This is a genomic window from Thiobacillus sp. (genome assembly GCF_018780105.1).
Classification (GTDB): domain Bacteria; phylum Pseudomonadota; class Gammaproteobacteria; order Burkholderiales; family Thiobacillaceae; genus Thiobacillus.
Window position 1 is genome coordinate 23,386 of the sequence record NZ_JADMKC010000039.1, and the last position, 10,676, is coordinate 34,061.

Annotated in this window: 11 protein-coding genes and 1 pseudogene; 1 reads left to right on the plus strand and 11 read right to left on the minus strand. The window is 64.1% G+C overall.

What is annotated here, in order from left to right; genetic code table 11:
• Positions 1-445 precede the first annotated feature (445 nt).
• From IV098_RS14345 to IV098_RS14385, 9 genes are all read right to left on the minus strand, one after another.
• Positions 446-1,087, minus strand: a complete 642-nt coding sequence (locus IV098_RS14345; protein ID WP_296890258.1) for a class I SAM-dependent methyltransferase — start codon at positions 1,085-1,087, stop codon at positions 446-448.
• Entirely contained in the window at positions 1,084-2,268 is a 1,185-nt protein-coding gene (locus IV098_RS14350; protein WP_296890260.1) for an MFS transporter, read from the minus strand. Before IV098_RS14350 ends, IV098_RS14345 begins: the two co-directional genes overlap by 4 nt.
• Before the next feature lie 38 nt (positions 2,269-2,306).
• Positions 2,307-2,576 carry a hypothetical protein gene (locus IV098_RS14355; protein ID WP_296890262.1) on the minus strand — a complete coding sequence of 90 codons (270 nt, stop codon included), beginning with the start codon at positions 2,574-2,576 and terminating at the stop codon, positions 2,307-2,309.
• A gap of 43 nt (positions 2,577-2,619) precedes the next feature.
• Positions 2,620-3,444: a sulfite exporter TauE/SafE family protein gene (locus IV098_RS14360; protein ID WP_296890264.1), complete on the minus strand. Its 825-nt coding sequence runs from the start codon at positions 3,442-3,444 to the stop codon at positions 2,620-2,622.
• A gap of 132 nt (positions 3,445-3,576) precedes the next feature.
• Complete coding sequence (locus IV098_RS14365) at positions 3,577-4,044, minus strand: rhodanese-like domain-containing protein (RefSeq protein WP_296890266.1); 468 nt, start codon at positions 4,042-4,044, stop codon at positions 3,577-3,579.
• 19 nt (positions 4,045-4,063) lie between these two features.
• Positions 4,064-5,371 (minus strand): MFS transporter, encoded by a 1,308-nt coding sequence (locus IV098_RS14370; protein ID WP_296890268.1) that lies wholly within the window; start codon positions 5,369-5,371, stop codon positions 4,064-4,066.
• A complete protein-coding gene (locus tag IV098_RS14375) occupies positions 5,371-5,721 on the minus strand; it encodes a DUF3147 family protein (protein WP_296890270.1) in 351 nt (116 codons plus the stop codon). The genes IV098_RS14370 and IV098_RS14375 overlap by 1 nt, the downstream gene beginning before the upstream one ends.
• A 6-nt stretch (positions 5,722-5,727) precedes the next feature.
• Positions 5,728-6,456 carry an MBL fold metallo-hydrolase gene (locus IV098_RS14380; protein WP_296890272.1) on the minus strand — a complete coding sequence of 243 codons (729 nt, stop codon included), beginning with the start codon at positions 6,454-6,456 and terminating at the stop codon, positions 5,728-5,730.
• 52 nt (positions 6,457-6,508) lie between these two features.
• Positions 6,509-7,171: a metalloregulator ArsR/SmtB family transcription factor gene (locus IV098_RS14385; RefSeq protein WP_296890274.1), complete on the minus strand. Its 663-nt coding sequence runs from the start codon at positions 7,169-7,171 to the stop codon at positions 6,509-6,511.
• 338 nt (positions 7,172-7,509) lie between these two features.
• Here IV098_RS14385 and ybaL point away from each other — a divergent pair, with 338 nt between their 5' ends.
• Positions 7,510-9,234 (plus strand): YbaL family putative K(+) efflux transporter, encoded by a 1,725-nt coding sequence (gene ybaL / locus IV098_RS14390; protein ID WP_296890275.1) that lies wholly within the window; start codon positions 7,510-7,512, stop codon positions 9,232-9,234.
• 97 nt (positions 9,235-9,331) lie between these two features.
• Here ybaL and IV098_RS14395 read toward each other — a convergent pair whose 3' ends face one another.
• Together IV098_RS14395 and IV098_RS14400 are read right to left on the minus strand one after the other, a co-directional pair.
• Positions 9,332-10,273: a response regulator gene (locus IV098_RS14395; RefSeq protein ID WP_296890277.1), complete on the minus strand. Its 942-nt coding sequence runs from the start codon at positions 10,271-10,273 to the stop codon at positions 9,332-9,334.
• Positions 10,260-10,676: pseudogene (locus tag IV098_RS14400) on the minus strand (hybrid sensor histidine kinase/response regulator); the annotation flags it as partial. The gene IV098_RS14395 and the pseudogene IV098_RS14400, both read right to left, overlap by 14 nt.

The window sequence follows — 10,676 nt, forward strand, 5'->3', positions numbered from 1 at the left end:
GCCAGACAGAAAAAAGAATGCAATGTTATGTTTTGTATGGTTAATATTCTTATGCGTACGGTTGTCGTCCAAAATATCTCCCAGGACGTGCACCCCCCTTGAGCAGCCCGCACCAAGGACGAATCGTGTCGTTTGTAAGTTGTAATGACGGTTGAGGCTTACAAATACATTTCCATGGAAATGCAAAGAGATACTGTGATGCCTACCCATCGGTTTTACGGTCGTTTGTTAGATGGGCAGCAAAAGGGTGGCACCGCACAGCGCACATGAATGGTGCGGACAAGCGATATGCCAATCAATGAAGGGGTGCTTTGGTCACTTGCTGTTTTCTGGAAGGCCGCTCCCGGTCAAAAATCAGACAGTCGCGTCTATCGCCAGGTTAGCGATCAGGTCTGGAATGGAACGCGCTCGGTGTTCCGCCTGCCCGGGCAATGCGCCGGCAGGATCAGATGGTTTCGCCGCTTGCCAGCATCAGGCCACCCCAGGGCAATACGCTGGGGAGAATGCGCTCCAGTCGGGCGGCGCAGCGGGTTGCAGCAGGCAGAAAAATGGCCGAGCGCAGCCGCATGTTTTTGACCGGCAAGCCGGCGAACAGGCTGCGGATTTCGCGTGCATCGTGCCAGCGCGCACCCCGGTACGCGCCACTGCCGCCGTGCCTGCCTTTTTGCCAGTAGAGCAGGCTGGAACGGTTGAGCCAGCCGATGGCAAAGCGCCGCCGCGCCACCCGCACACACTCGGCCACGGCCCGGCGTTCGTCGTCGATAAAGCACAGCGCCGCGATGGAGAGGACGTGATCGAAGCTGCCGTCGGCACAGGGCAACGCGCGTGCATCGCCCTCTACCCAGCTCAAGGCCGGGCTGCTGTGTGCGCGCGCAAAATCCAGCCATGCAGGATTCGGATCGAGTCCGGTGACAACGAGACCGTCGGCTGCGGCGCGGCGGCTGAACCAGCCGGTGCCGCAACCGACATCGAGCAGGCTGTCGCCCGGCTGTGCATCGAGCTGGCGCGCGGCCAGGGCGTATTCGGCCTCGCCGATCCGGCGCCCGCGTGGAGTGTCGTACCAAGCATCGTAGTCGGCGGGGTTCATGCCGGCGCCACTACCCGGTGCAAGCGCCGCTCGATGACGATGCTTGCGATCAGCGCAGCGAGCAGGATGGGGATGACTGAGAGGTTCAGCGTACTCCAGCCGAAGCGGTCATAGAGCCAGCCTGCTGACAGGGTGGCAAGCGCCGCAAAACCGAAGACGGCAAATTCGTTCACCGCCTGCACCTTCAAGCGTTCGGCGGGTTGGTATGTCCGGGTCAGCAAGGCAGTGCCGCCGATAAAGGCAAAATTCCAGCCGACGCCAAGCAACACCAGCGCCGACAGAAAATGCAGGAACTCGACCCCGGACAAGGCCAGCACGACATTACCGAGCAGCAGGACAAACCCGGCCTGCATGATGCGCGGCGCGCCATAGCGCTCGATCAGGGCGCCGGTAAAAAACGACGGCGCGAACATGCCCACCACATGCCACTGGATCACCGGCGTGACGTTCGAACCCGGCAAGCCGCAGCCCAGTATCGCCAGCGGGGTCGCCGTCATCACCATGATCATGACGGCATAGCCGGTTGCGGCGCCGAAGATCGCCACCCGCAAATCCGGTTGGCGCAGCAATACACGCAACGGTCGCGGCGTGCCGGCGTGCACTGTGGCCACCTTGGGGAGGCTCAGGCGGGTGAGCAAAAGCAAGGCGGCAAGACTCAAGCCTGCCTGCGCCAGATAGGCGCCGACAAAGAGTTCGCCCGCAATCCAGTCGCGCCCCCACAACCCGATCTGGGGGCCGAGGAAAGCTGCGACCACGCCCCCGGCCACCACCAGCGAAATGGCCTTGCCTGCATGGTCTGAACCGGCGGCTTCGACGGCGGCGAAGCGGTAGTAATTGGCAAATCCCTGATAGCTGCCGAGCAGCACATGCCCGACGACAAACACAGCAAAGTCGCTCTGATGAAGCGCGAAAGCGCACAGCAGGCTGCCGCCGATGCCGAGCAGCGCGCCGATCAAGAATCCCGGGCGACGGCCGAACCGGCGCATCAGCATGCCGGCGGGCAGCGAGGCGACGGCGGTGCCGATCACCATGGCCGCCACCGGCAACGTCGCCAGCCCCTTGTCGGGCGCGAGCATGGCGCCGAGGATGGCGGCGAGCGTCATCGACAGGACAATGGCGGACAGCATCAGGGCCTGGCCGAGCGCCAGGATCAGGACGTTGCCCCGGGAGGATGGATTCATTGGGTTCACCTCTATGCCGCGCGAAAAATGTGCGGCGCTTACGCACCGTCCATCATGCGTTCCAGCGGCGCTTCCAGCGCTTCGGCCAGCCCGGCCAGGGTCGCTTCATTCTGCCCCGCCACCGCCAGTGCCGCACACACATCCGCCGGCGTCAGGATCACCCCATCGGCCGGCTGAACGGGAAGTCCATTCAACCACAGAGACGGAAAACCCGAGCCATGCGCGCCGCGCTCGCTCGTGACCACGACCTCCGTGCGCGTATCCAGATGCGCAGCCAGCACCTCGGCAAAGCGGCATAAAGACTGCATCGCCCGCCTGGGGGATGCTGCGAAATCACCCGAACCTGCACACTCACGCTAATTCTCCCACCACGCTTTTCAGCAAAATGTAGCTGGCCACCGCCACCAGGAACCAGGCGAAAGCTTTTTTCAGGGCGTCCTGCGAAACGTATCCCGCCAATCGTGTGCCGATGAAACTGCCCACAACGGTGACGGCGGTAAACGCGCCCATCAAGGCGTAGTCGATTGGCACGCCGCCCATGTAGCCGGCGAACCCGGCGTAGGATTTGGCGGCGACGATGGCGAGCGAAGTGCCCACCGCCTGCTTCATGGGGATGCCGGAGAGCAGCACCAGCGCCGGCACGATCAGGAAACCGCCGCCCACCCCCACCAGGCCGGTGAGGATGCCGACGCCGATGCCGTGCAGCGCAATGTGTCCCATGCAGGGTGAGAAAAAGTCGTGGCAATGGCTGAGGGCAACCGTGCCGTCGGCGCCGGCAAGCATGCCGCCCGCCGGTGCCGCAACGGACGGGGCGGGATTCAACTTGACCGGTTTCAACATGCGCCAGGCGGCGGCATACATCACCAGTGCGAACAGGCCAAGCTGGATCACCACCGGCGTCAGCAGGCCTAGGCGTGCCCCGGCGAAGGTGCCCATCACGCCGAACAGGCCGAATACCAGCGCCACCCGGATGACCACGTTGCCGCGCCGCCAATGGTCAATGGCCGTGATCGTGGCGGTGACGCCCACCACGCCCAGGCTCATGGCGATGGCGGATTTCGGCGCCACGTCGAGCAGATACATCAGCGCCGGCAGGGCAATGATGGAGCCGCCGCTGCCAAACAGGCCCAACACCATACCGGTCACCATGCCGGCGAGGATTGCAAGGATGTCCATATCACTGCCCTCCATCAAAAACGCAAACCTGATTAATCGATGCGTCGTCTGGCCGGGCCTCAAGGCCCGGACGGGCGGCTGAAAATTCTGTGCCCTGGCGGGTTCAGACCTGCAATCGCGGCACGCCGCCGATCAGTGTCCGGCTGGTTTATTGGAGTTGGCGCTGGCGCGCGCGTGGGCGTCGAAGCCGCCCTTGGCCTTCCAGCCTTCGATGCCGTCCTGCAGCACCTTGACGTTGTCGTAGCCCAAGAGGCGCAGCGCGAACACCGCCTGCGCCGATAGCGAACCGGAGTTGCAGTACACCACCACCATGCGGTCTTTCGGCAGTTCGGCACGGCGCGCCACGGCCTGCCGCCAGTCGATGTTGACGGCGCCGGGGATGTGTTCCTTCGCATACTGCGCGGCGTCGCGCGCATCGACGATGAAGACTTTTTTCCAGTCCTCGGCGGGAATTTGCTCAGGCCAGATCAGGCTGCTGCCGTATTCGGCGAAGTCCATGTAGCCGGACAGCGCGTCGACCACGGCGGGGTTCTCTTCCGCCCGGGCGGGCGCGACCAGCACAACAAGGCTGGCAAACAGGACCATCAAAAGCTTGTTCATGAATATTCCCTGGAAAAGATCAGTCGGCCGGATTGAGGCGCGGGTGCGTTTCCGCGCACGCCAGCAGGACAACGAGACCGGAGACAAACATGGCACCAGCGGTGAACCAGAAGCCGGCCTCGATGCCACCGAACAGCGCCGCCACCGCGCCCAGCAGCAGCGCGCCGATGCCGTAGCCGAGGTCGCGCCAAAACCGATAAATACCTATCGCTGAACCGCGCCAGTTGGGGTGGGCGATGTCGGACACGGCGGCGGACAGCGTGGGGTACAGCAGCGCCATGCCGAAGCCCATCACTGCGGCGGAAAACGACCACCACAGTTCGCCTTCGCCCAGCAGCACCAGCGCGACGCCGGCGCCGCACAGCCACATGCCGGCGACGATCGGTTTCTTGCGGCCGACGCGATCCGACCAGTGGCCGGTGAGGAACTGCGACAGCCCCCAGACGAAGCCGTAGACGCCGACGACCCAGCCGATGCCGGCCAGACTCAGGCCGTGCTGATACAGATAAACCGGGAAGAACACCCACACCAGCGCATCGACGAATTTCTCCACCAGCCCGGCCTGGCTGATCGACGCCATGCGCGCGTCGCGCCACGACATCAGGGTGAACACGTCCCAAGTGCTGGGGCTGTTCGCGATGTTGGCCGGGTAGCGTGGTTTCGGTCCGCTCATCAGGCCGGCGGCGTGTTTTTTGCCCTCAGCATGCGCCCACGGCAGGGTGTCCTTCACCCACAGCAGCGTCAGCAGTCCGGCCAGCCCCACCACCACCAGGCCGAACAGCATCAGGCCTTCACGCGGGCTGTAAGCCGTGGCGAGATAGCCGGTGACGACGCCCGCGACGGCGACGCCGAAGTAGCCGGCGAATTCGTTGAGGCCGATGGTGAGGCCGCGCTGGTCGGCGGTGGTGAGGTCGAGCTTGGAGGTCTGCGTCATCGACCAGGTGAGGCCCTGATTGATGCCCAGCAGCACCGTCGCCGCCACGATCCAGCTCCAGCTCGGCGCGTACAGGATCATGAAGGGAATCGGCACCGCGGCCAGCCAGCCGATGAACAGCACCTTCTTGCGGCCGATACGCTCGGACAGCCGCCCGGCGACGAAGTTGAGCGTGCCCTTGACGAAGCCGAAGGCGGTGACGAACGCCATCAGCATCATGAACGAGCCCTTTGCAACGCCGAACTCGGACTCGGCGAGCGCAGGCACCACGGTGCGGAACATGCCGATGGTCAGGCCAACGAAAAACACCTGCACCAGCTGATGCGCAAACTGGGCGAGGTTGACGCGGATGCCGAACTGGAAATCCGGTAAACCGCTACGAATCGTGGTCATTACAGTTGCACTCCAAATTTACGCAGCACCGGCAACAGCGCCAGATACGCCGCCACCGTCAGCCCCGCTGAAACGGCCAGACCGAGCCAGAAATCCACGCCGTGCCGCAGCAGGAACGCGAGCGCGACGAACAACAGCAGCGAGGGAATCACCAGCCAGAAAATCTGCCCGGACAAGTCGGCGACGGCGGCATTGCTCGATCCTTCCAGATGCATCCAGACAAATGCCAGCACGGAAATCAGCGGCAAGGACGCTACCAGAGCGGCAAAGCCCGGCAGACGCTTGGCCAGCTCGGACACGGCCAGAATAATCAGCGCTGAAACGACCAGCTTGGTGGCGTAATAGAGCATGATTATTTAGCCCAGGTTCGCCTGCACCATGCGATCCATTTCAGCTGGACGCGGCGGAATGGTCTCGGTCAGCGCGGCGACAAAGCCTGCGCGATCCAGCGCCAGCATGGGATTCCAGCGCTTCTCGTAGCCGATGGTCGAGGTCGGCTTGCCCGACATGCCGGCGCCGCAGACGCTGCCCGAGGTGTGGCCGGGATACAGTTCGACCTCGGCAGGCAGCGTCAGCAACTTCTGATGCACGCTGTCGTAAATCTGCCCGGCCATTTCGGTCTCCTTGCCCGCCAGATCGGGACGCCCGGCGCTGCCGACAAACAGGGTGTCGCCGGTGAGCACGAACCACGGCGTTTCGGTGCGGCGCTTGTCGGTTACCAGCAGGCAGATCGAGTCGGGCGTGTGGCCGGGGGTGTGCAGTACATCGACGAAGACATTGCCGACCTCGATGCGCTGGCCGTCTTTCAGCGGCTCGAACGGATAGTTCACGCGGCTGCCGTTGGATTCATGCAGGCAGTAGACCGCGCCGGTTTTTTCGGCGAGCGCGCGGCCGCCGGAAAAGTGGTCGGCATGGACGTGGGTGTCGATGACGTGGGTGATTTTCACGTCCTGTTTGGCGGCTTCGTCGATGAACCACTGCTCGTCGCCGAGCACCGGGTCGATGGCGACCCCGACATGGCACGAGCCGCAGCCGAGAAAGTAGGACAGCGTGGCGTCTTTGGCCAGCAATTGACGGAAAAACATGGGGGTCTCCTTGGTATGAGTGAGTGGTGAGAGGTCAGGGCGCGGTGAGCGGTCAGGGTGTAGCGAGCGGCAGACCGGCGGCCTGCCACTCGGCTGTGCCGTCGGCGATTTTTTGCGCGCGGTAGCCGTGCTCTTGCAGCAGCGTTACGGCTTCGGCGGACATCATGCAGAACGGCCCGCGGCAGTAGGCGACGATGTCCTTGCCGGCAGGCAGTTCCTTGATGCGCTGACGGATTTCGTCGAGCGGCATCGAGCGCGCAAACGGCAGATGGCCGCTGGCGTATTCGGTCGACGGACGCACGTCGATCACCACCACGTCGCCGCGGCGCGCCTTCTCCATCAGCGATTGCCGCGTTTCGGCGTCGAGCTTTTCCGGTGCGGCAAAGATCCGCTCCATTTGCACCTTGAGTTCGACCAGATGCTCTTCCGCCACCGTGCGCAGATTGACCCACAGCGCACTGACGTCCTCGCCGCTCAATCGGTAGGCGATGTAGCGTCCCTCGCGGCGCGCCTCCACCAGCCGCGCTTCCTTGAGCACCTTGAGATGGGCGCTGGCGAGCTTGATGTCGATGCTGGCTTCGGCAGCCAGGGCGTCGACGGTCTTCTCGCCCTGCGCCAGGACTTCCAGCAGTTCCAGGCGCTTGGGGCTGGACACCGCTTTGCCGATGCGCGCGACTTGTTCGTAGAGGAGGTCTTTGGTTTGGCGTTTGTTCATGCTTCTCATAATCTAACGATTATTGGAATGTGTCAACCCGCACAAAACGACCCCGCGATTCCGGAGGCCGATGCCCTGCGAATAGCGCAGTGTTTCGCTCGTCCCCTTTCAGCAGGAGGCGCCATCAGATGCAAGCCCATTGCCCCTGTCCGGGCGGCCGCGATGCAGGCCCCGATCCCAGCGCCGAAAAACCGTGGTACGTTCCAGACTGCTCGTTGGCGTGCCCGCGCATCGCCGAACGGCCGACCTGTATGCCCCGCGCGTACGGCATGCGTCATCACCCGAGCATCGATTGGCTTCAACCGCGCCCATCCCGGTAATCCGGCGAAAGGAGAGGAATGGATCACAACATTTCCCTGATCACCACCATTGCAGCCGGCTTCGGCATGGCCTTGATCCTCGGCTTTATCGCCGAGCGGGTCAGGTTGCCGGCGCTGGCCGGCTATCTGGTGGCCGGCATCCTCATCGGCCCGGCAACGCCCGGTTTCGTGGCCGACATGCACATCGCCGCCCAGCTGTCGGAGATCGGCGTCATGCTGCTGATGTTCGGTGTCGGACTGCATTTCTCGCTGAACGACCTGCTGGCGGTCAAACGCATCGCCGTGCCCGGCGCGGTGGTGCAGATGGGGCTGGCCACTGTGCTGGGCATGTTCATGGCCTGGTGGTGGGGCTGGCACTGGGGCAGCGGCTTGATCTTCGGCTTGTCGCTGTCCTGTGCCAGTACCGTGGTGCTGCTCAAGGCGCTTGAAGCCCGAGGCGTGCTCGATTCGATGAATGGCCGGATCGCGGTCGGCTGGCTGGTGATCGAGGATCTGGTCTGTGTGCTGGTGCTGGTGTTGATGCCGCCGCTTGCCGGCGCACTCGGCGGCGCGAACGCGCCCGTCGCGGATGCCGACCCGCTATGGATGACCATCGGGATCACGCTGCTGGAAGTGTCGGCCTTTATTGCGCTGATGCTGGTGGCCGGCCGCCGCGTGTTGCCCTGGCTGCTGTGGCAGGTGGCGCGCACCGGCTCGCGCGAACTGTTCACGCTGGCCGTGATCGCATCGGCGATCGGCATTGCCTTTGGCGCAGCGCAACTGTTCAGCGTGTCGTTCGCCCTCGGCGCGTTTTTTGCCGGCATGGTGATGCGCGAATCCGAGTTCAGCCATCGGGCAGCGCAAGAATCCTTGCCGCTGCGCGATGCCTTCTCGGTGTTGTTCTTCGTGTCGGTGGGCATGCTGTTCGAACCCGCGATTCTGGTCGAGCAACCACTCCGGGTGCTCGGCGTGGTCGCCATCATCGTTCTCGGCAAGATGTTTGCGGCGCTGGCCCTGGTGCTCGCATTCCGCTACCCGCTCAATACCGCCCTGACGGTCGCGGCGAGCCTGGCGCAGATCGGCGAGTTTTCATTCATTCTGGCCGGGCTGGGCCTGTCGCTTGGCTTGCTGCCCGCCGAAGGCATGAGCCTGGTACTGGCGGGCGCGTTGATTTCGATCGCCCTCAATCCCTTCCTGTTTGCCGCCATTGCGCCGGTCCAGCGCCTGCTTCTGCTGCGCTCCGAACTGGCGCGCACGCTGGAACGGCGCGAAGACCCGTATGCCGAACTGCCCACGAGCACCGCACGCCAATACCTCGAAGGGCAAGTGGTTCTGGTGGGTTACGGCCGGGTGGGGCGTCGCATTGCCACAGCCCTGGATGCGCGCGGCATTCCCTATGTGGTTGCGGAGCAGAATCGCGAAGTGGTCGAGGAATTGCGCAAAATGGGGATCGCGGCCGTGTCCGGTGATGCCGTCGATCCAGCGGTGCTGGTGCAGGCCCATATTGCCCACGCGGCCATGCTGGTCGTCGCCACGCCCGACCTGATCAACGTGCGGCAAATGGCCGACACCGCGCGCGCGCTCAATCCCGGCATCGAGATCGTGCTGCGCACCCATAGCGAGGACGAGTCGGATTTGTTGAGCAAGGAAGGCGTCGGCACGGTTTTCTTCGGCGAGGAAGAACTGGCCAAGGGCATGACCCACCATGTTCTGCAGCGTTTTCTGCCCGGCGTGGCGATGACCGCAGACCGCCCCCCTGCCTGATCGCTAGCCGGGGAACCCCACAAGCGGGCATGGCCGATTGCCGACTACCCGCAGGAGTAATGACCGCAGCCCCTCGACGCCCCGGGCGCAGTTTCGCTCAGGGCTTTTTCGTTTCGGTCTGCGCTGGCAACTGCAGCCGCCGCATGGCCACGGCCGCCGCCGCGGTACGGGTTTCCACCCCGAGTTTTTCGAACAGGTTTTCCAGGTGCTTGTTGATGGTGCGGTGGCTGATGCCGAGGATGTCGCCGATGTCGCGGTTGGTCTTGCCGTAGATCACCCAGTACAGCACTTCCGCTTCGCGCAGGGTGAGCCGGAAAGCCTCCACCAAAACCTTGGTCATGGCGGCATCGCTTTCCTCGTGCAGCACCAGCAGGCACTCGCCCTCTTCGGTGAGGCCGTGCAGGGCGCACACCATCCGCCCCTCTTCGCCCATGATTTCCAGCGTGGCGGGTGGTGGCGGGCTGGCGACCGCAATGTGCAACCAGGCGTGGATGCGGGAAACCAGCGACTGCTGGTCCGGGCCACCGTATTTGAGCAGCAGGGTGCGCGCCAGCGGGGTTTGCCAGAGCAGTGCGCCGTCGGTCGGCCGCATCGACACGCAGGCCTGTCCGTACGCGTCCAGCACGCTGCGCGCCTGCTGCGTCTGCCGGGCGCTCTGGACATGGGCGGCGATGCGGGCCAGCACTTCGGAGGGGCGGATGGGCTTGGTGAGGTAGTCGGTGCTGCCCGCGGCAAAGGCGGCGACGACGTGCTCAGTCTCGGTCAGCCCGGTCATGAAGATGATGGGGATGCGCTGCGTGTCGGCGTCGGCCTTCAGTTGCCGGGCCACTTCGAAGCCATCCATGCCGGGCATCACGGCATCCAGCAGGATGACATCGGGCAGGCTCTGGCGCGCACGCTGCAGGGCGCTTTCGCCGTTGGTGGCCACCAGCACGGCATAGCCGGCCTCGTCGAGGGCGTCGTACAGCAGGGAAAGATTCTCGGGCACGTCGTCCACGATCAGGACGACATCCTCGTTCATGCGATCAATGGCTGGCATCGGTGCTCTTTCGTAAAACTTCCTTCATTGCCTCGAACTGGAAACGCTGGGCCAGGCTGCGCATCACGTGGACGAATTCGCCATGCACGCCGCCAGCCAGGCATTCGATCTCGTCAAGCTTGTTGAGAATGCCACGCATGTAACCAAGGTCGATCAGTTCGCCGAGCATGGCCAGTTGCGCCGGGTCGGGGGCGACGATGGCGGGTGCCGGCGCCAGCGCGGGCACGACGGCGGCGGGGCGCTCCACCCGCACCCAGTCCAGCGCCAGCCGGTTGCCGAGCCAGTCGAGCAGTTCTTCGACGCGCAGGGGTTTGGTGAAGAAATCCTCGCCTGTGATGCCTACCTCGTTTTCGGCGCCCTTCTCGAACGCGTTTGCCGAGATGATGGCCAGTGCCGCATCGGT